The sequence below is a fragment of the Candidatus Thiosymbion oneisti genome, assembly GCF_900092655.1.
In the GTDB taxonomy this organism is placed as follows: Bacteria; Pseudomonadota; Gammaproteobacteria; order Chromatiales; family Chromatiaceae; genus Thiosymbion; species Thiosymbion oneisti.
Map to the genome: position 1 here is coordinate 1 of NZ_FLUY01000088.1, position 24,947 is coordinate 24,947.

Annotated in this window: 26 protein-coding genes; 4 read left to right on the forward strand and 22 right to left on the reverse strand. The window is 60.0% G+C overall.

Features of this window, described 5'->3' with window-relative positions:
* The 3 genes from BQ17_RS22230 to BQ17_RS00695 all read left to right on the forward strand — a co-directional run.
* Window positions 1-243: HEPN domain-containing protein (locus BQ17_RS22230; protein ID WP_218067988.1), on the forward strand; the 243-nt coding region annotated here is incomplete at its 5' end.
* A gap of 617 nt (window positions 244-860) precedes the next feature.
* A complete protein-coding gene (locus tag BQ17_RS00690) occupies window positions 861-1,139 on the forward strand; it encodes a type II toxin-antitoxin system RelE/ParE family toxin (RefSeq protein WP_089723839.1) in 279 nt (92 codons plus the stop codon).
* Between the two features lie 2 nt (window positions 1,140-1,141).
* Window positions 1,142-1,429 (forward strand): HigA family addiction module antitoxin, encoded by a 288-nt coding sequence (locus tag BQ17_RS00695; RefSeq protein WP_089723840.1) that lies wholly within the window; start codon window positions 1,142-1,144, stop codon window positions 1,427-1,429.
* Window positions 1,430-1,544: 115 nt separating this feature from the next.
* On the opposite strand, the gene BQ17_RS00700 is transcribed toward BQ17_RS00695, so the two are convergent.
* The 4 genes from BQ17_RS00700 to BQ17_RS00715 all read right to left on the reverse strand — a co-directional run bounded on the left by BQ17_RS00700 (window position 1,545) and on the right by BQ17_RS00715 (window position 6,446).
* The gene (locus BQ17_RS00700; RefSeq protein ID WP_176722227.1) at window positions 1,545-1,958 is read right to left on the reverse strand and encodes an integrase core domain-containing protein; all 414 of its coding nucleotides are present in this window, start codon (window positions 1,956-1,958) and stop codon (window positions 1,545-1,547) included.
* A gap of 130 nt (window positions 1,959-2,088) precedes the next feature.
* Entirely contained in the window at window positions 2,089-3,639 is a 1,551-nt protein-coding gene (locus BQ17_RS00705; RefSeq protein WP_089723842.1) for a hydroxymethylglutaryl-CoA lyase-like TIM-barrel protein, read from the reverse strand.
* Window positions 3,636-5,033, reverse strand: a complete 1,398-nt coding sequence (gene thrC / locus BQ17_RS00710; protein WP_089723843.1) for a threonine synthase — start codon at window positions 5,031-5,033, stop codon at window positions 3,636-3,638. Before thrC ends, BQ17_RS00705 begins: the two co-directional genes overlap by 4 nt.
* Before the next feature lie 489 nt (window positions 5,034-5,522).
* Window positions 5,523-6,446: a M23 family metallopeptidase gene (locus BQ17_RS00715; RefSeq protein WP_218067989.1), complete on the reverse strand. Its 924-nt coding sequence runs from the start codon at window positions 6,444-6,446 to the stop codon at window positions 5,523-5,525.
* Between the two features lie 94 nt (window positions 6,447-6,540).
* On the opposite strand from BQ17_RS00715, the gene BQ17_RS00720 reads away from it, so the two are divergent.
* A complete protein-coding gene (locus BQ17_RS00720; protein WP_176722229.1) occupies window positions 6,541-6,981 on the forward strand; it encodes a DciA family protein in 441 nt (146 codons plus the stop codon).
* Here the strand turns inward: BQ17_RS00720 and lpxC are convergent.
* The 18 genes from lpxC to mraY form a co-directional block, all read right to left on the reverse strand.
* A complete protein-coding gene (gene lpxC / locus BQ17_RS00725) occupies window positions 6,978-7,892 on the reverse strand; it encodes a UDP-3-O-acyl-N-acetylglucosamine deacetylase (RefSeq protein WP_089723846.1) in 915 nt (304 codons plus the stop codon). The genes BQ17_RS00720 and lpxC overlap by 4 nt on opposite strands.
* Window positions 7,893-8,191: 299 nt before the next feature.
* A complete protein-coding gene (ftsZ, locus tag BQ17_RS00730) occupies window positions 8,192-9,385 on the reverse strand; it encodes a cell division protein FtsZ (protein WP_089723847.1) in 1,194 nt (397 codons plus the stop codon).
* A 128-nt stretch (window positions 9,386-9,513) separates the two neighbouring features.
* A complete protein-coding gene (ftsA, locus tag BQ17_RS00735) occupies window positions 9,514-10,749 on the reverse strand; it encodes a cell division protein FtsA (RefSeq protein ID WP_089723848.1) in 1,236 nt (411 codons plus the stop codon).
* A complete protein-coding gene (locus tag BQ17_RS00740) occupies window positions 10,743-11,582 on the reverse strand; it encodes a cell division protein FtsQ/DivIB (RefSeq protein WP_141699017.1) in 840 nt (279 codons plus the stop codon). Before BQ17_RS00740 ends, ftsA begins: the two co-directional genes overlap by 7 nt.
* Window positions 11,575-12,510 carry a D-alanine--D-alanine ligase gene (locus tag BQ17_RS00745; RefSeq protein WP_089723850.1) on the reverse strand — a complete coding sequence of 312 codons (936 nt, stop codon included), beginning with the start codon at window positions 12,508-12,510 and terminating at the stop codon, window positions 11,575-11,577. Before BQ17_RS00745 ends, BQ17_RS00740 begins: the two co-directional genes overlap by 8 nt.
* Window positions 12,507-13,415: a UDP-N-acetylmuramate dehydrogenase gene (murB, locus tag BQ17_RS00750; protein ID WP_089723851.1), complete on the reverse strand. Its 909-nt coding sequence runs from the start codon at window positions 13,413-13,415 to the stop codon at window positions 12,507-12,509. The genes BQ17_RS00745 and murB overlap by 4 nt, the downstream gene beginning before the upstream one ends.
* 356 nt (window positions 13,416-13,771) lie before the next feature.
* Window positions 13,772-14,935, reverse strand: a complete 1,164-nt coding sequence (locus BQ17_RS00755; RefSeq protein ID WP_089723852.1) for an ankyrin repeat domain-containing protein — start codon at window positions 14,933-14,935, stop codon at window positions 13,772-13,774.
* A gap of 21 nt (window positions 14,936-14,956) precedes the next feature.
* Window positions 14,957-15,382, reverse strand: coding sequence for a hypothetical protein (locus BQ17_RS00760; protein WP_089723853.1), 426 nt, complete (start codon window positions 15,380-15,382; stop codon window positions 14,957-14,959).
* 324 nt (window positions 15,383-15,706) lie between these two features.
* Window positions 15,707-15,955, reverse strand: coding sequence for a hypothetical protein (locus BQ17_RS19995; protein ID WP_141699018.1), 249 nt, complete (start codon window positions 15,953-15,955; stop codon window positions 15,707-15,709).
* 150 nt (window positions 15,956-16,105) lie between these two features.
* Window positions 16,106-17,530, reverse strand: coding sequence for a UDP-N-acetylmuramate--L-alanine ligase (murC, locus tag BQ17_RS00770; protein WP_089723855.1), 1,425 nt, complete (start codon window positions 17,528-17,530; stop codon window positions 16,106-16,108).
* Window positions 17,527-18,606: an undecaprenyldiphospho-muramoylpentapeptide beta-N-acetylglucosaminyltransferase gene (murG, locus tag BQ17_RS00775; RefSeq protein ID WP_089723856.1), complete on the reverse strand. Its 1,080-nt coding sequence runs from the start codon at window positions 18,604-18,606 to the stop codon at window positions 17,527-17,529. Before murG ends, murC begins: the two co-directional genes overlap by 4 nt.
* Complete coding sequence (gene ftsW / locus BQ17_RS00780) at window positions 18,591-19,853, reverse strand: putative lipid II flippase FtsW (protein ID WP_089723857.1); 1,263 nt, start codon at window positions 19,851-19,853, stop codon at window positions 18,591-18,593. Before ftsW ends, murG begins: the two co-directional genes overlap by 16 nt.
* On the reverse strand, window positions 19,850-21,208 hold the full coding sequence (murD, locus tag BQ17_RS00785) for a UDP-N-acetylmuramoyl-L-alanine--D-glutamate ligase (protein ID WP_439645631.1): 1,359 nt from the start codon (window positions 21,206-21,208) through the stop codon (window positions 19,850-19,852). The genes ftsW and murD overlap by 4 nt, the downstream gene beginning before the upstream one ends.
* 269 nt (window positions 21,209-21,477) lie before the next feature.
* The gene (locus tag BQ17_RS00790) at window positions 21,478-22,347 is read right to left on the reverse strand and encodes a hypothetical protein (RefSeq protein WP_089723859.1); all 870 of its coding nucleotides are present in this window, start codon (window positions 22,345-22,347) and stop codon (window positions 21,478-21,480) included.
* Window positions 22,334-22,864: a hypothetical protein gene (locus BQ17_RS00795; RefSeq protein ID WP_089723860.1), complete on the reverse strand. Its 531-nt coding sequence runs from the start codon at window positions 22,862-22,864 to the stop codon at window positions 22,334-22,336. The genes BQ17_RS00790 and BQ17_RS00795 overlap by 14 nt, the downstream gene beginning before the upstream one ends.
* Window positions 22,865-22,867: 3 nt before the next feature.
* The gene (locus BQ17_RS00800) at window positions 22,868-23,344 is read right to left on the reverse strand and encodes a hypothetical protein (RefSeq protein WP_089723861.1); all 477 of its coding nucleotides are present in this window, start codon (window positions 23,342-23,344) and stop codon (window positions 22,868-22,870) included.
* Window positions 23,345-23,428: 84 nt separating this feature from the next.
* On the reverse strand, window positions 23,429-23,650 hold the full coding sequence (locus tag BQ17_RS00805; RefSeq protein ID WP_141699019.1) for a hypothetical protein: 222 nt from the start codon (window positions 23,648-23,650) through the stop codon (window positions 23,429-23,431).
* A gap of 214 nt (window positions 23,651-23,864) precedes the next feature.
* Window positions 23,865-24,947 carry a phospho-N-acetylmuramoyl-pentapeptide-transferase gene (gene mraY / locus BQ17_RS00810; protein WP_089723863.1) on the reverse strand — a complete coding sequence of 361 codons (1,083 nt, stop codon included), beginning with the start codon at window positions 24,945-24,947 and terminating at the stop codon, window positions 23,865-23,867.

Genomic DNA, 24,947 nt, shown 5'->3' on the forward strand with positions numbered 1-24,947 from the left:
GGTCAAAGAGTATCAAGCATAGAGCCAAGGTTCTTGTCTATATTTCCACGCGCTACCGATGTCGAAAAAGAAAGGTTTAAGTTGCTTCGGAAAGCCTATGTGGATGCCCGATATAAACCAAGTTACACAATCACAAAAGAAGAGCTTAACTGGCTTGCGGAGCGAGTACAAGAGTTACAGGCTGTAACTGAAAAATTATGTAGGGAGAAAATAGCAAGCTATGAGCAAGCATCAAGCATTTAGGCATAACAAGTGGCTAAACCCGGACCCGCCTAACTCTGGCGGCGGTTCAAGCTCATCACATTCTGCTGGCTTAGTCACAACTGAAAGCCCGCGTAGGTTGGGGTGAGGAACGAACCCCAACATCTTTGGCTCAATACAACGATCTGTTGGGGTTCGCAAGCTCACCCCAACCTACCGGGCTACGCCGTGTTGGGTGGCGATCACCACCTGACGGCGGGTGACGAGACACCCAATCACAGGGGCCAACTCGGCCACGAAGAGAATTAAAAAAGAATTAAAAGGACACCCATTTTGTTTCGAGGAAAGCGAGGAAAGAGAGGCCAAGCTCAATTGATGGGTCGTTTTTCAGATTCATTCGTCTAACATTCGGCTGCAAGCGACCCAATGCCATTAAGTTAAGCGTTACCGGTCGGTCAAAAGGAGGGAAAACTATGAATCACGCGAATCTTCGCTAATTGATTCGCGCGATTCGTACTTTTCTCTGACAAGCGGCCAACAGCCAACTTAATGGCAATTGGTATCTGACCAACATAGAAAAATGATGCATGATAGTGATCAGATTCGAATATCCAATTTATAACCTGTAACCCGTAACCTAATGCGTTACACTTCACGCCATGATCCGGAGTTTCAAACACAAGGGACTGGAGAAATATTTTACGAAGGGAACCGCCTCCGGCATCCAATCAGCCCATAGCAAACGCTTACGGCTCATTCTTGGCCGACTAAATGCATCGACATCGCCACAGGACATGGATTTACCGGGTCTTTATTTACACCAGCTCCGTGGTAAGTATCGTGGCCGCTGGTCAGTTCGAGTTAGCGGTAACTGGCGTGTCACCTTTAGGTTTGATGGCCCTGATACGATAGATGTCGATTACGAGGACTATCACTGATTATGAATATGCATAACCCACCCCACCCAGGAGAGATTATCAGGGATCTTTGTCTTGAACCTTTGGGTTTGAGCGTAACCGATGCCGCGGAAGCTTTAGGTGTCAGTCGCAACACCTTGTCCTCTATTCTCAATGGCCGTTCCGGAATTGACCCGGAGATGGCTTTGCGCCTGTCTAAGGCTTTTAACACTTCTCCTGAAAGCTGGTTAAATCAGCAAATCCAATATGATCTTTGGCATGCAAAGAAAGAAAGCAAAGGCATCAAAGTCAAGAAACTACATGCCGCCTAACAAGCGCATGCAGTCGGACCAACAAAACGCTACACGCTTTGTTGGCCGCTGATGCGGGGCGTTATGTCTCTCAAAAAAAACCGACGCTATGAATCTACGTGGACAGCAATTATCATTAGGTGTCAGGTCCCGGATGATTACGAGGATATTTTTTGCACAGCTGGGGCTGGTGTGCGTACCATTGTTGGCGTGTCCGGAGGGGCGTTTTGGGGTGCAAGTTCTGCTGTGGGATGCGGTGATTATACAGGTAGACGAAGCGTTTGAGGGTTGCCTGGAGGGAGGCGGCGGAGTCGAAGCGGTGGGTGCGCAGCACCTCGGCGATGCGGCCGTTGAAGCGTTCGGTCATACCGTTGGTCTGGGGGGTTCCGGGCGTGATCAGACGATGCGCGATGCGGTTGGCGGCGCAGACCCGATCGCAGGGATGGACGCCGGCTGGCTGGCACTCGCCGGAGGCGCCGAAGCGATCGGTAAATGCCTTGCCGTTGTCGGTGAGGAGTGTGGTGATTTTGAACGGGGCTTTGTCGATCAAGCGGTTGAGGAAGCCATCTGCTCGTTTTTCATTTCTGGTCGCTAATTGTACTGAATTCAGATGTCATGTAACGACTCAAACGCCACTGGCCCCTTCTCAGCATTACGGCAAAACCCAAACCCGAACCGCCTCAGGCGGTAGAATCGATGGAGCGCGACTGCTGGAGGGAGCCTTGGATCTGCAGATTCAGTACCCGCAGGGTGGCATTGATGGCCGCGAACACTTGATTGTAGTGCACGCCGCGGGTGCGGACCTCACCGGTCTCGCAGGCCCAGGTGATGATGCACTCGGTCAGGGCGTCGGAGTGTCCGCCCTTAGGGATCCGGACCTCAAAGTCTACCAACCTGGGCAGGGCAAGCCCCTTTTTCTTCAGGATCTTGGCAAGCGCCCCGGTGAAGGCGTCGAAGCCGCCGTTGCCGCTGCCAGCGGCGGTCAAGACCTCGTCTTGCAGCCGGACACGAATGCTGGCGGTAGATTGCAGGTCCAGGCTGCTGGTGACGGTGCAGGAGAGCAGCTCGACATGGGTGTAGTCCTTGCCCTCGAGGACCTCGGTGATGATAAAGGGCAGGTCGTCGCTGGTGATAGCCTTCTTGGAATCTCCGAGTTCTATAACCCGCTGGAGTACCTTGTGTTGGTTCTCCTCCGAGAGGCTGATGTCGAGGCGCTCTAGGTTCTTGAGCAGAGAGGCCTTGCCCGCGAGTTTACCCAGGGCGTAGCGACGGCTGCGGGCGAAACGCTCCGGGCTCAGCCGAGTATGGTAGAGGCTGGCCTTATGGTCGCCGTCGGCGTGAATGCCGGCGGTCTGGGTGAAGACGTCCTCGCCTACGATAGGGGCATTGTGGGCGGTACGCTTGCCCGAGAAATGCTCGACCAGCTCGCCGACCTGGACCAGGTGGGACTCGTCGATCCTTAGGTTCAATCCGAGTTGGTCACGCAAGTTGACCGCCACCTCTGCCAGGGAGGCGTTCCCGGCCCGCTCCCCCAGGCAATTGATGGTGCAGTGGACCGCCGCCGCGCCCGCCTGGACGGCCGCGATCACGTTGGCCGTGGCCAGTCCATAGTCGTTGTGGGGATGGAAGTCGAATTTGAGGTGGGGAAAGCGCCGGATCATGTCCGTCATGGCGGCGGTAACCTGCTCCGGGGTCATCACGCCCAGGGTGTCCGGGAGCATGAAATGACCGACGCCCGTGTCGGCAAGCCCGTCCACCAGCCGGTAGACGAACCCCCGGCTGTCCCGGTAGCCGTTCGACCAGTCTTCCAGGTAGAGGTTGACGGCCAATCCCTTTTCGCGGGCGAGCTCGATGTTCGCGCACAGGTCGTTGAGATGCTCGCCCAGCGTCTTGCCGAGCTGGTGCCGGCAGTGTTTCTCGCTGCCTTTGGCCAGTAGGTTGATTACACGCCCACCGGACTTAAGGATCCAGTCCACGCTCTTTCCGTGGTCGACGAATCCGAGTACCTCGACCCGGTCGGCCAGCCCTGCGCCTTGCGCCCAGTCGATGATGTCGGACACGGCCTCGATCTCACCCTTGGACACCCGGGCGGAGGCCACCTCGATGCGGTCCACCCGCACCAGCTCCAGCAGCGCCTTGCCGATGTTGGTCTTCTCCTCCGGGGAGAAAGAGACCCCGTGGGTCTGCTCGCCGTCCCGCAGGGTGGTATCGAGGATCTCAGGCTGGTTCACGGCCGGTCGCCGATCGCTGCCAGGGTGCTGCGGATATGTCCCCGTACCGCCTCCTCCGTGGCATCCAGCAAGACGCAGCGGGTCTCTTTCTCCAGCAGTTCGCGCAGACAGGGTGGTGGGGGCGCCTGGATACCGATGGCCTGGTACACCGCGTCGTTGAACTTGGCCGGGTGCGCCGTGGCCAGGCAGACCATATCGGCACGGTGCCGGGCGGCCTGTACGCCAACGGCGGTGTGGGGATCCAGGATGTAACCGTCGTGCTCGTAGGTCTCCCGGATTTGGTCTAGGATTTGGGTGTCGCCGACGGCCACGGCATCGAAATCACTGGCCAGGGTCACCCGCTGCTCCGCCGTTACCTGCATGTACCCGGTACGGTCCAACGCTGAAAGCAGGGTTCGTACTGCCGCCGGGTCTTCACCCACGAGAAAATACAGGTAGCGCTCGAAATTGGAGGCGATCTGGATGTCCATGGCCGGGCTCAAGGTCGGATGGACCTCGCCCGCCGCGTAGGGACCGCCGGTAACGAACCGGGTCAGGATGTCATTACGGTTGGTGGCGATGAGCAGCCGGTCTACCGGCAACCCCATGCGCTTGGCCAGGTAGCCGGCGAAGATGTCGCCGAAGTTTCCGGTGGGGACCGCAAAGCTGATCCGGAATCCGGGATCGCCTCGACTCATCCTACCCCAGGCGTAGAAGTAGTAGACGATCTGGGCCAGGATGCGGGCCCAGTTGATGGAGTTGATCGCGCCCAGGTGGTATTGCTGCTTGAAGTGTAGATCGTTGAACAGGCCTTTGACGATGCGTTGGCCGTCATCGAAGGTACCGCGGATGGCGATGTTGTGGACGTTTGCATCCAACACCGTGGTCATCTGCCGTTCTTGGATCGGCGAGACCCGGCCCGCGGGATGCAGAATGAAGATCCGGATCCGGTCCTTGCCACGTACCCCGGCGATGGCCGCCGAACCTGTATCCCCCGAAGTCGCCCCCAGGATGTTCAGCCGCCCACCGTCGCGTGCGAGCAGGTACGCGAAGACATTCCCGAGAAATTGCAGCGCCACGTCCTTGAAGGCCGCCGTGGGACCGTGGAAAAGCTCCAGGACGCGTTGCCCGCCGACCTGCACCAGCGGCGTTATTTCCTGGTGGGAGAAGGTCGCATAGGAGCGGTCAATCAGCGCGACCAGATCGGCGCGCGGGATGGCGTCGCCAACGAAGGGAAGCATGAGCTCCACCGCCAGGTCCCGTAAGCCTAAGTCGGACCAGTCGCGGAGTTCAGCGGGACCGACCTGGGGCACCGTCGCGGGCAGAAGCAACCCGCCGTCGGTGCCGAGGCCCATCATCACGGCTGCGGAGAAACCGACAGGCTCAACCCCACCGCGGGTACTGAGATATTGCATCGGTCTTAGGAGCCGTTGACATTAGATCCGAACGTGGGCGATTGTGAGGAATTGGCGCGGCGAGGAGGGATCTTAGAGCTGTCTGGTTAAAACGGATCTTAGCGTCGTGTTGCGTTACGCCGCGTTCGACACCGTGCCCCCCGAAGCATTTTCCAGCGCGGCTAACCCAACTTACACGTAATACGAGGTCCGCGCGGACAGGCTGCGCGGGGGGTCATGTGGGTGTAGGTTGCGTTAAGACGCCGGCAATGACCTGGCAGACGATCAGCAAGCCTTGGTGCGTCGAACGCAACACGTCCGGTCCCCCAAACAGTGCCAAATAATTCAGGATTGGTCTCGTTCGATCCTGGCGCTGTTCGGCGTTATTTGGTGTTGCCTGGGAAGGTGTCGTGTTGGGTTACGGCGCGTTCGACGCTGTGCCCTCCGCAGCGTTTCCCTGCGCGCCTAACCCAACCTACACGCAATGCGAGGTCTGCGCGGGCAGGCTGCTCAGCCGTCCTCTTTCCGGTACGACTTGGCGCCGACGTAGTTCATGGGATTGATGGCCTTGCCGTACCTACGGACCTCGAAGTGAACGTGGGGACCGGTGGAGCGCCCGCTGGAGCCGAGCCTGGCGATCGTCTGTCCCTTCTTGACCAGGTCGCCCTTCTCGACCAGGTTCTTCTGGTTGTGGGCGTAGCAGGTTACCAGGCCATTCACATGACGGATTTTCACTATACGGCCATATCCGGACTCCCAACCGCTGAAGATGACGACCCCGTCGGCAGTGGCCAGTATGGGTGTTCCCCGCTTGCCGGCGAAATCGACGCCGCTGTGGAGGTGGTACTTTTTGAGGATCGGATGCATGCGATATCCGAACCCGGAGGTGATATAGCCGGACCGAACCGGCCATCCAGAGGGGACAGCGTGTTTCCCGAGGCCCTTCTCCATGATCATCTGCTCAAGCTGTTTCAGCTTGTGCCTGCGGTCGTTGATAAAACCGGACAGGTCGGTTACCTCTCTCAATAGTTCTGACACCTCGATTTCATTGCTCACTCGGGCATCGGCGGGACCGCCCAAGGGGGGCGGACTCTCGAAATCGAACTCCTCGGCATCCAGCCCGGCCATCTCCACCAGGCGCCCCCCCAACGCATTCAGGCGGAGAATTTCGGCATGCAGATCGCCGATCCGACCGGACAAGACATCAAGCTGAGCTTGGGACTTCCAGCGGGCCGCTTCCAACATCTTGCGCTCCTCCTTGAGCATTGCCTCGAACACAGGAACCATCTGCGGAGATATCAGACTCAGTGGCACACTCGCTCGACCGTACCAGAAACCGACCCCCGCCGCCGCGGTAACCAAAACACCGAGAACGATCCCCCACGCGGCGGTGCCTTTCCACCCGCTTCTGTGTCGTAAGTAAGTTCGATTCATAATGAAACCTTCCATCAAGCTGAATAATTTCGTAATTTTAGCAAATTCTGGCCGTCCTGTCAGCAATACCCCCATTCGAGCCGCACTTCCGTTCGTGCCTAAACGCTTCCAACACGCCTGCCGCTTCCTGCGACAGAATGAGAAAACCGCTGGTTGTTTCGCCGCGATCGAAGGCCACACCCAGCTGTTGCGTGAGATCCAAGCCGTCCTGCCCCCGCCCCTGGATGAGCACTGTCTGTACGCCTCCCTCGATACTGGCGTACTGACGTTGCTCACGGATTCCCCGGTCTGGTCGTCACGCCTACGCTTCTTTACCCCGGAGCTCGAGCATCATCTCACCCCGCGTCATGGCCCCATCGTCACCTGCCGCATCCGCGTTCGGCCTGGTGCCTCCATATCCTCCTCGAAGGCCTCAAACAACAAGCTGTCTGCAACAACGGTACAGCATTTGATGGACGCGGCCGCAGGCACCGAAGATGCCCGGCTTGCAGCCGCGCTGCGCCGGCTGGCGAAGACCGGCACACGGAATCGCTAGGACGACACAACCAACGGCTGCAGATAGGAAATCGGCGAGGACTTGAAATCCTCGAACACAACCTGTTCCCATGCCGTTGCGTCGGCCATCAACGCCCGCAGCAGGCAGTTGTTGAGGGCATGACCGGATTTGTGCCCGCAAAAGGCGCCGATCAACGAATGGCCAAGCAGGTAGAGGTCACCGATGGCGTCGAGGATCTTGTGCTTGACGAACTCGTCCTCGTAGCGCAGACCCTCCTCGTTGAGCACCCGGTAGTCGTCCACCACGACGGCGTTGTCCATACTGCCGCCAAGGGCGAGGTCGCTCTGGCGCAATGCCTCGATATCGCGCAGGAAGCCAAATGTCCGCGCGCGGCTGACCTCTTTGACGAAGGAGGTCGTGGAGAGGTCCACGCTGGCCTCCTGCACCCGCGATACGAAGACCGGATGATCGAAATCGATGGAGAAATCCACCCTGAACCCATTGTAGGGTTCAAAGATGGCGCGTTTGTCCCCATCTTCCACGGCCACCCTCCGCTTGATACGGATGAAACGCTTCGGCCGATTTTGCTCCTCGACACCGGCCGACTGGATCAGGAACACAAAGGGCCCCGCGCTGCCGTCCATAATGGGCACCTCAGGGGCACTCACGTCGACGTAGGCATTGTCTATCCCCAAACCGGCGAAGGCGGAGAGCAGATGCTCCACCGTGGAGATACCTACGTCCCCCTTGACCAAGGTAGTCGACAACCTGGTGTCGCCCACGTTCTCGGGACAGGCACGGATCTCCACCGGCTGCGGCAGATCGACGCGGCGAAACACGATCCCGGTATCCGTCGCAGCCGGACGCAATGTCAGGCAAACCTTGTTGCCCGTATGTAACCCCACCCCGGTAGCTCGGATCACGTTTTTCAGGGTTCGCTGCCTGATCATTACCATACCTCCCATCGCACTCCCCGTGCCTTCTGCCCTGCGGAAGCCACCCTGCGTTCGTCAGGGGTGCTTCGCAAGGAGGCATCCCAGCCGTTTAACGCCAACCCGGGGGTGTCCTTCCTTGGTTCTCGTGTTTGTCCATCTCAGCCGTCCATCGGAGGCGGAGGGAACAACCCCGGGTTTCCTCGATTAGGGTTTTCCCTCTATTTAATCAGGTACGAAACGTCTTTACAAGAAAATTTATTGATTTTCTTCGTGATCCTCTTTTCTGGTTTACCCTGATTCAGTGATTCAGTGATTCAGTCCGCCTGATGGCGCAGAAACGCGGGAATATCCAGGTAATCCAGATCCGTCTCCTCGACCGCATCCGGGTGGGCTTGCGCGACCGCGGCCGCAGCGACACCCTGGTAGCCCTTGCGATAGACCGCCGGGCGCTCCATGTCCCGGTAATCGGGGGTAACCGACCCCGTGCCCCCGCGTGGCACCAGATGGATCGGCGACTCGCCCATGGCCGGCTTCGAAAGCTGCGCTCTGCGCCCCTCTCCAAGGCCGGTAGCGACCACGGTCACGCGCAGCTCCTCGCTCAGGTCGGGATCGATGACGGTGCCGACCACCACGATGGCGTCGTCGTCCGCAAAGTCCCGCACCGTATTGCCCACCTCGTCGAACTCACCGATGGACAAGCTCATGCCGGCGGTGATGTTGACCAATATCCCCTTGGCACCGGCCAGATCGATGTCCTCCAGCAAAGGACTGTTGATGGCCGCTTCGGCCGCTTCCCGAGCCCGCTGTTCGCCACTGGCGATGCCCGTCCCCATCATCGCCTGACCCATTTCGGCCATGACGGTCTTGACATCCGCAAAGTCCACATTGATGAGGCCAGGACGGGTGATGAGCTCGGCAATCCCCTGGGTAGCGTTCAGGAGCACATCGTTGGCCGCCTTGAAGGAGTTCAAGAGACTCATTTCCTTACCGAGCACGGCCAGCAGCTTCTCGTTGGGGATGGTGATGAGTGAATCGACGTGGCTCGCCAGCTCGGAGATCCCCTCCACCGCCACCTTCATCCGCTTGGCGCCCTCGAACGCAAAGGGCTTGGTCACCACGGCTACGGTCAGGATGCCCAGCTCCCGTGCCACCTGGGCAACGACCGGAGCGGCACCCGTCCCGGTTCCACCGCCCATGCCGGCCGTGATGAAGACCATGTCGGCACCCTCCAGGGCATCATGAATGCGTTCCTTGTCCTCCAATGCGGCCTCCTTGCCCACCTTGGGGTCGGCGCCGGCGCCGAGTCCCTTTGTGATGTCCGCCCCCAGTTGGAGGATGGTCTTGACGTTGGAGCTCTTCAGGGCCTGGGAATCCGTGTTGGCGCAGATGAAATCCACCCCCTCGATGGAAGACTCCACCATCTGGTTGACGGCATTGCCGCCGCCGCCGCCGACACCGATCACCTTGATGACCGCATCCTGGCCGTTGGTATCCACTAGTTCAAACATCGGTTTTCTCCTGATTTTGCTCAATAGTTACCCGCATTGGATCGACTCGTCTTGCAGGATCTCATGGAGGCCCTGCCCGCGTACTGCCCAGTCACGCCCGCCGGTCCCCAGCCAGGGCAGGCGGACGTTCAGAAATTGCCTTGAAACCAGCTCTTCATCCGTTCCCAGATCGCCTTCAGACCGGCGGACTCCGACAGCTCCAAGCGCTGCATGAGCCGGTGCTGCCGGGCATACATCAGTAACCCGACGCCGGTCGCGTAGACGGGATCACTGATCACATCCTTGAGGCCGGTTACGTGCTGGGAGACACCGAGCCGAACCGGCATATGGAAGACCTCCTCGGCCAGCTCGGTGAGCCCTTCCATCTTGGCGCTGCCGCCGGTCATGACGACGCCTCCCGCCACCAGGTCCTCGAAGCCGCTGCGGCGCAGCTCCGCTTGGAGCAGGCCCAAGAGCTCCTCGTAGCGTGGCTCTACGACCTCCGCCAGGGTCTGACGGGCAAGGCGCCGAGCCGGACGCTCACCGATGCTGGGGACCTCGATGGTCTCGCCGTTTCTGGCGAGCTGGGTCAAGGCACATGCGTATTGGATCTTAATCTGTTCCGCGTATTGAGTGGGGGTCCGCAGGGCGACGGCGATGTCGTTGGTCACCTGGTCGCCGGCGATGGGAATCACGGCCGTGTGGCGGATGGCACCGTCGGTGAATACCGCCAGATCCGTGGTACCACCGCCGATGTCCACCAAGGCGACGCCCAGCTCCTTCTCATCCTCGCCCAGGACGGCATAGCTGGCGCTGAGCTGCTCCAAGACCAAGTCGTCTACCTCCAGCCCGCAGCGCCGAATGCACTTGACGATGTTTTGAGCCGCGCTGACCGCGCCCGTGACCATGTGAACCCGGGCCTCCAACCGCACTCCGCACATACCGATGGGCTCGCGGATGCCCTCCTGCTCGTCGATGATAAACTCTTGGGGGAGGATGTGGAGAATCTTTTGATCGGCCGGAATCGCTACCGCCCTGGCCGCATCGATAACCCGGTCCACGTCCGCCTGGGACACCTCCCGCTCCTTGATGGCGGTAATGCCGTGGGAGTTGAGGCTGCGGATATGGCTGCCCGCGATGCCGGCATGGAGGGAGTGGATCTCACAACCCGCCATGAGCTCCGCCTCTTCCACCGCGCGTTGGATGGACTGCACGGTGGACTCGATATCCACCACCACACCCTTCTTGAGCCCCCAGGATGGGTGGGTACCGATTCCGATGATCTCGATCCCCTCGTCGTCCTTCACTTCGCCCACCAGGGCGGCGATCTTGGACGTACCGATATCCAGTCCGATCAGGAGATTCTTTTCGCCTCGTCTCAACATTCGGTTCGACTCCTGGAGGGTCCCGAGGTCCGGGACTTTAGTTTTGCTGACCGCACGGCTCCCACGGCGTCAGGCCCCGGAGCATCGCCTTCGCCTCCCACCCACCGGACCGCCAACCCATTGCTGTAGCGCATATCCATCAGCGACGGCACCCCGGTGGCGGCCAACCGGGGGTAGACCCGGATGAACCTTAAGATCCGTTCCTGAACCCGCTCCTTGCCCAAGGCCAGGCTGAATCCCGCACTCAGGCGCAAGGTCCAGGCCCCGCGGGCATCCCGGGCAAGGGTTTCGATCTCGAGGCCAAGGGCACGCAGCCGCGGCTCCCAGTCCACAAGGCGCTTCACCAGCTGCAAGGCATCCTGGTCCATTCCCGAAAGCCTGGGAAGCCCCCGCGGAATGTCACCGGCCTCGGGCCTGAAAATCACGCCGTCGGCATCTACCAAGGTGTCTTCGTCCCAACGCGCCACGGCTACCCGCTCCACCACCGTGAGCTCCAAGCGATCCGGCCAGCGACGCCGCAAGCTTGCTGACCGTACCCAGGGGATGGCCTCTACCGCCCTTTTGAGCCCCACCAGGTCCTGCGTCAGGATGCCACCATTCAGCTGCGCGCTGACCGTCTCTCGCAGATAATGCGACGACAGGTGCCTGAGCGCCCCATCCACCGTTACCACCCGTACCGGCAGCCGTTGGGGCTCCCAACGCATCAGCAGGTAACCGCCACCTCCCAACAGGGACAACAACCCCAGCGCCCACACCCAGCGCATCAACCGCCGACCCAAGGCCGGCTCTTCGGCCCTGCGCTCCCTGGCTATCCTTTGTTCGGGGCTACTCAAGGCTGGTCTCCCCAAGACTGGTCTCTAGGATGCGCCAAACCAGGGCATCGAAATCCAGCCCATGGGCCTGGGCGGCCATGGGTACCAGACTGTGGTCGGTCATGCCGGGCACGGTGTTCACCTCCAGCAGGTACGGCTGCCCACCGCCGTCGAGCATAAAATCCACCCGCCCCCAGCCGGCGGCGCCGACCGTATCGAAGGCATCCAGGCACATGGTCTTAAGGCATGACTCCGACTCGGCATCCAGGCCGCAGGGGCACAGGTAACGGGTGGTATCGGCAAGATATTTGGCCTCATAGTCGTAGAAGGCACGCGGCGTCTCCAGGCGGATCAGAGGCAGGGCCTCGCCGTTCAGGACGGCGCAGGTATATTCGGGACCCTTGATCCAGCGTTCGGCAAGGACCAGGGCATCGTACTGCGCCGCTGCGCGCCAGGCCTTGACCAGCGTCTCGGGATCGTCCGCCCGTGCCATCCCGAGGCTGGAGCCCTCACGGGCCGGCTTGATCATGAGGGGGAAACCCAGGGCCCCTGCCTGCGCCAGGTCCGCTTCCTGCCGCAATAATGCGAAGTCCGCGGTCGGCAGACCACAACCCTGCCACAAGCGCTTGCAACGGTATTTATCCATCCCTAAGGCCGAGCCTAACACCCCCGAGCCCGTGTAGGCTAACCCAATGGTCTCGAGCGCACCCTGGATCTGTCCATCCTCGCCGCCGCGACCGTGGAGGATGATAAACGCCCGCGCAAATCCACCGCTACCTAGCTGCTCCAAGGCACCGGTCTGCGCCGGGTCCAGTCCATAGGCGTCCACCCCTTGACGTACCAAGGCCGTCAACACGGCACCACCACTCTTGAGGGAGATCTCACGTTCGGCCGACTGTCCGCCCAGGAGCACGGCCACCTTGCCGAACTCGTCCGCCTGCGAGGTCATGACCCCCAACCCCCGACCCGACACACCTCGGGCGTCAGGCGCACACCGCTGGTACGCGCCACCTCTGACTGTACTCGTTCGATGAGTCGGATGATGTCCCACGCGCTGGCGGTCCCCATGTTGACGATGAAGTTCGCATGCTTTTCCGATACTTGCGCACCGCCCACACACAATCCTTTCAGACCTGCCGCCTCGATGAGCCGTGCGGCATGGTCGCCGGGAGGATTCCGGAACACCGAGCCGCAGCTCGGAAGCCCGATCGGTTGAGCATGTCCCCGCCGCTCGAGTAGATCATGGATGCGCTCCAGGCTGGCCGCGGCATCCCCCGGCTCCAGCGCCAGCTCCGCCCCCAAAAACCACTCGCCCGGCGGACCCTGGACCCGGCGGTAACCGATGCGGAAGTCCTTCGGCAGACGTTCACGCAGCTCGCCCCGGCGGTCGATGGTGAGCACGCGCCCGACCCGGTCCCAAGTCTCTCCCCCATAGGCACCGGCATTCATGGCCAGGGCGCCGCCCATGGTGCCGGGGATCCCGGCCAGGAACTCCACCCCGGTGAGTCCGAGCCTGGCAGCGAAGCGCGCCACCTTGGCGCAGGAGACCCCGGACTCGGTCCGGATCCCACGCTCCCCGACACGCCTCAAGACACTCAAGCAACCCTGGGTCTGGATCACGGTACCGGCAAAACCCGCGTCGCTCACCAGCAGGTTGCTGCCCAGCCCGAGCCAGAACACCGGCTCGGTCGGATCCAGGCCACGCAGAAAGGCCGCCAGATCGGCGGCATCCGCTGGCCGGAAAAACCGGCGTGCCGGTCCCCCCACTCGCCAGCTGGTGTGACGGGCCAGCGGCTCGTCTACGCGCAGCTCGCCGCGGAGGGGTAATGAGGCTTTGGCCGGGTCGCTATTCATGGGTATTCTTTGGAACCACGGATGGACACGGATAAACACGAGTTGTGATCTGTGTTTATCCGTGTCCATCCGTGGTTCTTATCTGCTGGATAGTACCGGTGTTGGGACGATACATTCACCTGGAACCTTGCATCTGTTTGTTCTCCGAACTCCGTAGCATCATGGTCATCCCAAAATGCCCCGATCTCTTGGTAGGTGCCGGCATTTGAAACTGGGGTTTTAGTTGGCATATCTACGCCTTTCTTTCTCTGACATGTCTTTGGCTGAAACGATAATAGCTCGTTTATCCCGCGTATACACGAAGAATACGCTTAATATCGGTACTTCCTGTTTTTCATTCCCACCGAAGGTGAAAATCAAGATAAAGCAACCTGTTGGTTCTCAGGGGTGAGCACCGATAACAACTCCGGCTTGTCGTCCGGGACGCACTCATAAGGCAGGACGCCGCGCTTGCTAGCTAGATCGGTACGCGCGCCATATTTCAGGAGCAGACGGACGTTCTTCTCGTTCCCAAGACTAGCGGCATAGTGCAACAGGCTCCGACCACGAGGGCTGGAATGGTTCGGATCCGCGCCATGGGTCAACAGGAACTCCGCGATCTCCGTGCAACCCCGCCCCACGGCATACCACAAAGGCGGCGCACCATTATGAGCTTTCGCGTCGATATGCCGATTCAGGGGAAGGAGTAAGCTGGCGATTTCCAGGGAACACCCGAAGGGAATCCAGTGCCAAACGGTGAAACCCTTACTGCCGACATGGAACGGATTGGCACCCCGTTCCAGCAGGAGCTTCACCATATCCAGGTCGCCTTCAGCGGCGGCCAGGAGTAACAGGCTATCGCCGTCGGCATCGGTCGTATTAACATCCGCCCCCCCGGCCAGAAAATCTTCGACCTCTTTGACACGCCAATTGCTCACCGCATCGATCAGTCGCTCGGTATCTCCCAGTCCGTCTTCGGGGATGAGCTTCAGCAATAACTCCTCCTTATCGTCCGGGACGTATTGACAAGGCAGGGCACCGCGTTTGTCCTCTACATCAATCCGCGCACCATATTTCAGGAGTAGACGCACCCCTTTCTCATTCCCACGAGCCGCCGCGTCATGCAATAGGGTCCGACCGTTATCGTCGGTGGAGTCCGGGTCCGCGCCATGGACCAACAGGAACTCCGCGACCTCCATGCAATCATCCATCAGGGCGTACCCCAAAGGTGTTATGCCGTCGTAATCCTTCAAGTCGATATGTGGATTCAGGGGGAGCAGCAAACGGGCGATTTCCAGGGAACATCCATAGGCGGCCCAGTGCCAAACGACGAAGCCGTCACTCCCCACATGGAGCGGATCGGCTCCCCGCGCCAGCAGGAGCTTCACCATCTCCAGGTCGCCTTCACCGGCGGCTAGGAGTAACAGGCTATCGCCGTCGGTATCGGTGGTATCGACGCTTGCCCCACGGGCCAGAAAGCCTCTTACTTCCTCGATACGCCCATTGTTCACCGCATCAATCAGTCGTTCGGTATCTTCCACCTGGAATTGCCCTCTCTGGAACTATTGTTCATAGTCTTCGTCGATCTGTTTTCTGGAGCGGTCCGACTCCCCTTTCCTCTTCTTGTCATGGGCCTTATGAGTGGCATCTTTGCCTCCCCGCTTCTCTAATTTCTTTTTCCTCCAATCAACATATCTATCAGATGCACGCTCGTTCTCCCTCTTTTCTTTGCGGGCTGCTTTTTCTCGCCGCGTTCGCTCCTTATTAGTCTCCCTTCGCTTTTCCTTTTCACAATGCACACATATATCATTCTCTGGCCGCTCTTTGGACTCGCCTTCCGTTTGCTCGTCGATCTTTTCGGCGAGCACTGCCACGCCGGCCAGTCCCAATGCACCCCCGATTACAGCCACAGTGGCTTTTGCCGCCGCGGCGAGCGCCGCCGCGGCCTCCGGAACAAGGACAGCAAGGCCAATAGCCGGAGCCGGCATTATAATCTCCTTTTATTCAAAAATCAGTCATTCTCCTGTTATCCTTTCGTGTAGCGGAGTTGACGGACCAACATATCCAACTTCTGATCCATCGTATACTTCTCAAGATTCAGAAACTTCACCACTTCGGGAGATTCGAGCTTACCTTTGGTCGAAATATACAATAAAGCATATTGATGGTACGCCTTGATGGAATGCACGCCGAGCTTACTGGCCCTGTTACAGGCAACATAGATCATATATTTGAGATCGTTATCTCCGTATTGTGCTGAAAGCTCAGGAAAGCCGGATATGATCTTGTTATAGATGTTGTTTCTTAGAAATCTATTTGACAAACTGCTGTATTGTTGGCGTGATATTTGAAACATCGACATCCTCCTCTAATCCAATATCGCAAGCGTTCAGGCCGCTGCCGCTTTTGCAATCCATGGCACCGGCAGATTCCGGCAATCCCTGCCGGAATGACGAAGCGGGGTCTGAACGATTACTTTTTAATCTGTGAGAATCTGTGTCATCTGCGGATAGAAAGATAATGTAACCTTTTGCAACCGATTTGCGTTTATTCGCGTTCATTTGCGGACAAATCCTTCGGGAAAATTCTGTCGGCTCAATGTCATCGGTAGGATGCCCCGGCGAACGGCATCATCGATGCGGTTCGCGCGGGAGAGCGCGCACCGGCTGGCAAGCTCAGAATCACCGCGCTCACCGCATCCTACGAGCTCATCACTCATCACTCAAAAGCTCCGGCAACCGGCCCGCCAGGGCGCCGATATCGCCAGCCCCCATGGTCAGGACTAGGTCGCCGTCTTCGAGCAGGGTCCCCAGCATTCGGGGCACATCCTGTAAGTCGCGGGCGAACACCGGATCCACTTCGCCGCGGGCCCGGATCGCACGGCTCAGGGTGCGGCCGTCGGCGCCCGGCAGCGGCGATTCCCCCGCCGCATAGACCTCGCACAAGACGAGTACATCCGCATCCGACAGTATCTGCACGAAATCCTCGAATTGCTCCTGGGTGCGGGTGAAGCGGTGCGGCTGGAACACCAGCACCAGTCGCCGCCCCGGCCAACCACGGCGCGCCGCCTCGAGCGTGACCGCTACCTCCCGCGGGTGATGCCCGTAATCGTCCACTAAAATCAGCTCGCGACCGTTCCCCGCCTTGATCTCCCGGACAGCAAAGCGGCGGCCGATACCCTGGAAGTCGCGCAATGCGCGCTGGATGGCTGTCTCCTCCACGCCCAGCTCCAGGGCCACCGTGATCGCGGCCAAGGCGTTGAGCACATTGTGACGCCCGGGCAGATTGAGCTCCACCCGGAGGGGTCCCTCCCGCCCCTCCCAATGCACGGAGAAAACCATACGCAGGCCTTGTTGGCAGATCTCCTCGGCTCGTATGTCCGCCTCCGCACGGGTGCCATAGGTACGCACCGGACGTGGGATCATGGGCGCCAGGGCGCGGACCTCTTCATCGTCGATACACAAGACCGCCAACCCGTAGAAGGGCAGATGGTGCAGAAATTCCATGAAGGTGTTGCGGAGGCGATCGAAGTCATTGTCGTAGGTGTGCATGTGGTCGGCGTCGACGTTCGTGAGCACCGCCAGCATAGGCTGCAGATAGAGGAAGGAGGCATCGCTCTCGTCGGCCTCGGCGATCAGGTACTGGCTCGTGCCCAATCGGGCGTTGGCGCGGGCACTGTTCAGGAGCCCACCGATCACAAAGGTCGGATCCAGCCCGCCTTCGGCCAGCACACTCGCAATCAGGCTGGTGGTCGTAGTCTTACCATGAGTTCCGGCGACCGCCACCCCATAGTAGAAACGCATGAGCTCGGCCAACATCTCGGCGCGGCGTACCACTGGGATCCGCTGCGCTCGGGCGGCGCACAGCTCCGGGTTGTCCGCGTTGATGGCGGTAGAGACCACCACCGCATCGGCCCCCTGTGCCTGCTCGGCCCGGTGTCCGATCCGGACCATCACGCCCAGGCCCTCCAGCCGCCGGGTTGCCTCACTCGCCTGTTGGTCGGAGCCGGAGACCCGATAGCCGAGGTTGGTCATGAGCTCGGCGATCCCACTCATGCCCGAACCCCCGATACCGACGAAATGCAGGTGGCGGATCCGCCCCATATTATCGGCCCCGAAACGCATCGCCACGCTCATGCCCCACCGACCTCCCAACAGGCCCGAGCGATCCGCGCCGCCGCATCCGGCGACCCCCGACCACGGGCGGCCTGGGCCATCGCGATCAGGCGTGATCGGTTGCCCAAAAGCCCGGCCAGCGCCGCACCCAGGGACGCCGTGGAGAGCTCGGTCTGGGGTAAGAGCTGCGCGGCACCCACGTCTGCCAGGTAGCGGGCGTTGGCGGTCTGGTGATCGTCCACCGCATAGGGATAGGGCACCAGGATCGAGCCCACCCCCGCCGCCGCCAGCTCGGACACGGTCAGGGCGCCGGCCCGGCACACCACCAGATCCGCCCAGGCATAGGCCGCGGCCATGTCCGCGATGAAGGGGGTCACCTCGGCCTCGACCCCAGCGTCGAGGAAGGCCCTGCGGGCCGTCTCCAGGGTGCGCTCACCGGCCTGGTGGCGGATCTGCGGCCGCTGCTCGGGAGGCAAGGTGGCAACCGCCCCGGCGACGGTCTCATTCAGCACCTTGGCCCCCAAGGACCCCCCGATCACAAGCAGACGGCCGGGACCGGACCGAGCCGCCAACCGCTCCTGGGGCGCCGGTAGGGCCAGGATCTCCGGCCGGACCGGGTTGCCACTGGTGACCACGCCACGTCCTTCAGGGAAGCTACCGGGAAAGGCCTCGAACACCCGCGCGGCGATGCGGGACAAGTAGCGATTGGTAAGTCCCGGTATCCGGTTCTGCTCTTGGATCACCAGGGGGATACCTAAGAGCCTGGCCATGAGTCCACCGGGCCCGGAGGCAAAGCCGCCCATCCCCAATACCAGATCGGGACGGCGCCGACGCAGGATACCCGCTGCCTGACGCAGGGCCGCCAAGAGCTTGAAGGGGGCCGCCAGGATCTGCCGCGCCCCCTTGCCCCGCAGCCCCTCGATGCCGATCCACTCCAGGGGAAATCCGTTCGCGGGGACCAGCCGTGCCTCCAGGCCACGCCGGGTGCCGATCCAGAACACCTCCATACCCTGCTCGCGCAGCAACTCGGCCACCGCCAGGGCGGGGAAGACATGACCGCCGGTGCCCCCGGCCATGAGGGCTAGGCGGGGGCCCATGTCATCCCCTCCGCGGATCTCCGCTCCACGGTCCCGAGCCGCAGGTCCCGGTCGATCCGCAGCAGGAGTCCCACCGCCATGCAGGTGACGATGATACTGTTGGTCCCGTAGCTCATGAAGGGCAGGGTGAGCCCTTTGGTCGGCAACAGACCGAGATTCACGCCGATGTTGATCATGGCCTGGAGGCCGATGCCCAACCCGAACCCGTGGGCCGCGTACGCGGCAAACCAGCAACCGGCGCGCTCGGCACGGACACCGATGGCCAGCACCCGCCACAGGAAAAAACCGAAGGCGGCGATCACCGCCAGGGTGCCCACCAGCCCGAGCTCCTCACCGATGACCGCCATCAGAAAGTCCGTGTGGGCCTCGGGGAGAAAAAACTGTTTCTGGATGCCGTTCCCGAGCCCGACCCCGAGCCACTCCCCGCGACCGAAGGCGATGAGTGCCTGGGAGAGCTGGAAGCCGGTATCGAAGGGGTCGGCGAAGGGATTCATGAAGGAGGTAACCCGTTCCAGCCGATAGGGCTCCAGCGCCACCAGGACCACGGCGGCCATCGTCAGCATCGCGAACAGAACCGCGAAATGGGTCAGCCGGACACCACCGAGAAACAACAGACCCAGCACCGTGGCGAGCAGGATGACGGTGGTGCCGAAGTCCGGCTGGCGCATGATCAGGGCACTGGCGATCACCATCAGGATCATGGGCTTGAGAAATCCCCACAGGCTGGTGACCACCTCCTCGCGGCGGCGCACTAGGTAGCCGGCCACGAAGATGACGGCAAAGAACTTCATGAACTCGGAGCTCTGGAGGTTGAGGGGCCCAAGCGGAATCCAACGGCTGGCGCCGTTGACCGTACGCCCGATTCCCGGCACCAGGACCAGGACCAACAAGACTAGACCTAAGAAGAACAAGACGGGTCCCGACCGCTCCCACCAGGCCAAGGGGGTGGCAAACACCAGGATTCCCGCCACCGCGGCCAGCCCCAGGGCCAGGGCATGCCGGATCACGAAATGGAGCGGGGCATCGAAGGTACGATCGGCAATGGGCATGGACGCGGATGACATCATCACGAACCCGAATCCCAACAGCACCAGCACACAGGCCAGGAGCGGCCAGTCCAGGTCCGGCAACCGACCGATCTGCCGGCGATCCCGCTGCGGCGCCTTCGAATCGGGATCCGCCCGCCTTCCCGCAGCGTCGGGATGCGCGTTGAGGTTCGTCTGTGGGGTCTGATCTTCGGCGCTCATACCTCGAGTGCCTCCACCGCCGCCGCGAAGACCCGACCTCGATGGGCATAGTCCTCGAACATATCGAAGCTGGCACAGGCCGGGGAGAGCAGCACACAATCGCCGGGCCGCGCGGCAGAGAGGGCGCGGCGCACCGCATCTATCATGTCACGCGCGCGCAGTATCTTCGCCCGGCCATCAAGCACACGTTCGATCAGGGGGGCGTCGCGCCCGATCAGGACCACCGCCCGCGCCATTCTCTCCACCACCGCTACCAGGGGGGTGAAGTCGGCACCCTTACCCTCGCCGCCGGCGATGAGGACCGCCCGCCTGGGACCCGCGGGATCGACCAGACCCTTCAGGGCAGCGACGGTCGCACCTGGGTTGGTCCCCTTGGAGTCGTCGTACCAGTCGATGTCCCCTTTGGTGGCCACCAGATCGGTGCGGTGGGGCAGTCCACGGAAGGTACGTAGGGCCTCCAACATGGCTGCCTCTGGCAGCCCACAGGCCTGACCCATAGCCAGCGCGGCCAGGGCATTGGCCAGATTGTGGCGGCCCCTTATAGCAACCTCGGCGACCGGTAGCCGACGCTCACCTCTGTGGGCGATCCAGGAGACACCGCCGTGCTCGATCAATCCGAAATCCGATGCCTGCTCCGGTGGACCTAAGGAAAATCCAGTGTCCCGGTCCGCTATACCCGCCATGGCCCGCACCTGGGGATTGTCCAGGTTGAGGACCGCCGTTCGGGCCCCGGATAGGATCCGCGCCTTGGCAGCGGCGTAATCGGCGAGACTGTCGTAACGGTCCATATGATCCGCCGAGACATTGAGCACGGTCGCCGCCTCGGGTGCGAGGGACCGGGTAGATTCGAGCTGAAAGCTGGACAGCTCCAACACATAGAGCTGCACGCCGTCATTGAGCAGCTCCAGGGCCGGTTGTCCCAGGTTCCCGCCCACCGCTGCCCGGACGCCGGCCAAGTGCGCCATCCGCCCCAACAGGGTGGTGACCGTACTCTTGCCGTTGGAGCCGGTAATAGCGGCCACCGGGGCGCGCACGGCCTGGGCGAACAGCTCGATGTCCCCCAGCACCGGCACCCCCCGCGCCGCTGCTTCGGCAATGGGAGGTTCCCGCAAGGACACGCCAGGGCTGACGATCAGCTGTTCAGCGGCCCTGATGACGGCCGGATCAAAGCCGCCAAGAAACAGAGGCAGGTCCGGCAATTCCTCACGTGCCACCGCCAGCTCGGGAGGCGCTGGGCGCGAATCCATGACCGCCACGGTAATCCCTTGGTTCCCCAGATAACGGGCGCAAGACAGACCGGTCTTGCCCAGGCCCAGAATCAGGGCCTTGCCGGTGAGGGATCGGGGCTGCGTCATTCGCGTCATTCCAGGCACTGCTGTAATCGCTTCTAATGAAGCCGTGGCATTGAGCTACAGTATTTGGCAGCGTCTAATAGTACAGGATTAACAGGATTCTCAGGATTAACAAGATTTTTAGAATACTGCTTTAGAGACCGTCTCATCTGGCTCCCACGCTCCGGCGTGGGAGCAAATCTTGACGCTCCAGCGTCACCAAACCTGCCCGCTGGAGCGGCCAAGATGGCATTCCCACGCTGGAGCGTGGGAACGAGCAATTGAAACATTTATTAATCACCCTTAAGCACAAAAACAACAGGAATGATAACCAAGTACATGGCAGTAATGACTAGTATGGAAGCCCCGCCCATTGACAGAAAAGGTTTTTTCTCGACATCAAAAAACCGCTTGAATTTTGTTATGAATAGGTCGATGGGCTTTCGCGTAGAGAGCAAAATTCCACTTAAGATGTAGATCCAAACCCAAACTGATGTGAAGAATGTTGAATAAAACCAAATCCCAAATGATGGCTGACTCCCACCCGGAGATGAGAGCGGTAATACGTTTGATAAAAACCCCGCCAAGAATCCATCAAAAGTAATTACGTCCACGAATATTATGAATATTAACAAAGCGATCAGAGCTATTAAGAAAGTGGCAATAAAATCCAGGACGATCAATGCGATATGTTCTGGCATGGATGTGCTGTTTCTTAACAGGGATATGATGTAGCGACTTTCAAGCAGTGAAAGATAATCAGGTATTAAATTCAAACTAACCGAAGCTATAAGCATCCATCCAAACACCTCTGTGTTGAACCTATCTATAAAAGCCATGAATTGCTCAGGTCTGAGATACGCCCAAAAGAGAGTCATCACCAAAACGGCAATCAATGATGCGATTGCCGATCGATAAAAGCATCTCCATGAAAGGTGGCGGGTTCCAAAAATAGTATCGAACGCCTCGGAAAATGTATCGGCCCACCTGATGAAGTGATTTTCCAAGTCTAACCGCAATAACCATTGTGACACGCTTTTTTTAGCTTCTGGTGCTGCAACTCCTTCAATACGATCAAAGAGCTTCCAAATACCGCCAGTCACTATTACCCAGGAACCCAATAATGCGGCTAAGCTGACAATATCATTTTCAATGATATTCATGATAAGCGATGATTTCTCGTTCCCACGCGCTGCGTGGGAACGCGGAAGCTCCGCGCCGCGGAGAAATCAGGCCTGTGTCCATCATGCGCTCGTTCCCACGCTCCAGCGTGGGAACGCCATCTTGTCCGCTCCAGCGGACTATGCCCCGCAGTACCGACAGGCATTGGCTATGGTCTACCTGGTTGCTTAGCGACGCTGGAGCGTCAAGATCCCTCCTCCGTCGGGACAAGTTTGCGAGCTTCTGATCCTCGGTACTGAGCCTCTGATCCTCGGCGCCGAGCTTCTGATCCTTGACATCGAGGTTCTGATCCTCGACGTTGAGCTTCCGAACCTGGACGTTGAGGTTCTGATCCTCGGTGCCGAGCTTCTGATCCTCGGCGTCGAGGTTCTGATCCTCGGTGTCGAGCTTCTGATCCTCGGCACCGAGCTTCTGATCCTCGGCATCGAGGTTCTGATCCTTGGCGTTGAGCTTCTGATCCTTGGCGTCGAGGTTTCGATCCTCGATCGCCACTTCCATTCCTCATGCCTCCGGGTGATCGGGCTGCTTCTTTTTGCTCGCTCCCTTGAAGCGTTCGCCCAATTGGTCGGCTATGGGTTTGAGCCCCGGCGTGGTCTTGGCGGCGGCCTTGACATAGTTGTAAACCTCGGTCGCTTCCCGCATGGCCTCGCTGCCCACCGCCAGGCGCGTGTCGTCTATCTGGGAAGCGACCGATTCGGCCAGCGTGCCCAGCTCGGTGAGGGTGGTGAAGAGATCCACATCCTTCTCGAATCCCTTGGTGCTGAAGCTGCCGGGGAGGATACTCGGATGGTCCTGGGCGGCATCCAGGGCATTTTGGACGAAGGATACGCTGTCGGGCCCGGTCTTGAAGACGATCTTACGCTCGTGGGGCGTCATATTGACCAGAAACGGGAGTTTTTTGAGCACGATCCCGAAGGCGTCTTTGATAGCCTTCACCTCGGCGGGCGAGAGCGATGCATCGATGTTTTGGTAGGACATAAGCGCCTCTTCTCAAGGTTTGATAATCGATTCATACCTCGAACGGAATCACGTCTTAAGATTGTTCGGATACGCTTTAGAGTTTCAATTCCGCGCAGGTAGTGGGTAGTAAGTTCTGAGTAGGTCTATCAACTTATCCATTTTATGTTCTTCAATACGATTCCTGACTGCTGCTCCTATTATTTCATCCACATGCTTTGTCTGAAGTTGTTCGGGTAGACTTATTACCTGGGTTATATCCACACCTAGAACTTCAGCCAGCTTGGCTTCAGACTTGAATATTTCGATAACTTTTTGCTTGTTCATGGTATGAGCCGTGTAGGATGTGGTGAGTGCAACGGACCACATCGGCATGAACCGGTAGGTCTGATGTCTACAGCGAGTGTTTCAGGTTCCCTCAGGCTTGCCATCCCTGATTCCTGGATTCCGGCAATCCCTGCCAGAATGACGAAGCATAAAATCCGATTTGCGTTTATTCGCGTTCATTTGCGGATAAAAACGAATGATGCGGTTCCAACGCTTACCGGATCTTCAAACTCGCCAGTCCAATTAACACCAAAATCACGGTCAGGATCCAGAACCGCACAATCACCCTCGACTCCGGCCAACCCTTGAGCTCGAAATGATGGTGCAGGGGCGCCATGCGAAAGATCCGTTTGCCCGTCAGCTTGAAGGAGACCACCTGCATCATCACCGACAGGGTCTCCATGACGAAGACCCCGCCCATAATCAGCAACACCACTTCCTGGCGGGCGATCACCGCGACTGTGCCGAGGGCCGCACCCAGGGCCAGGGCGCCCACGTCTCCCATGAAGACCTGCGCCGGATAGGTGTTGAACCAGAGGAAGCCGAGCCCGGCGCCCACCAAGGCGCCGCAGAAGACCATCACCTCGCCGACACCCGGCACATACGGGATCTTGAGATAGGTTGCGAAATCCACATGACCGGAGGCATAGACAAACACGGCCAGGGCACCGCAGACCAGCACCGCGGGCAGTACCGCGAGCCCGTCCAGCCCGTCCGTAAGATTCACGGCGTTGCTGGAGCCGACGATGACCAGATAGGCCAGGAGTATGAACCAGGGCCCGAGCTGGAAGGAGACCTCCTTCAGATAGGGCATCAGCAGGGCTGTCTCGGCAGGGGTCGTGGCGCTGGCATAGAGGGATCCGGCAGCGGCTAGACCCACCAGAGACTGCCCGAGGAACTTATAGCGGGAGGCCAGGCCCCGGGGGTCCTTGAGCACCAGCTTCCGATAGTCATCCACCAGCCCGATGGCCCCGCAGGCGAGGGTGACCAGCAGCACCAGCCAGACATAGCCGTTGGCGAGGTCTGCCCACAGTAGGGTGGCAATCCCGACGGCCACCAGGATCAGGGCCCCGCCCATGGTGGGGGTACCGGCCTTGGACAGGTGGCTTTGGGGACCGTCGTCCCTTACGGTCTGACCGATCTTGTACCGGGTCAGACGCCGGATCATGGCCGGTCCGACCAGGAAAGAGATGATCAGGGCGGTGAGCACCGCCATGATCCCACGTAGGGTCAGGTAGCGAAAGACGGAGAAGGCACTCTCGAACTGCCCGAGCCAAGCGGTCAGATAGAGGAGCAT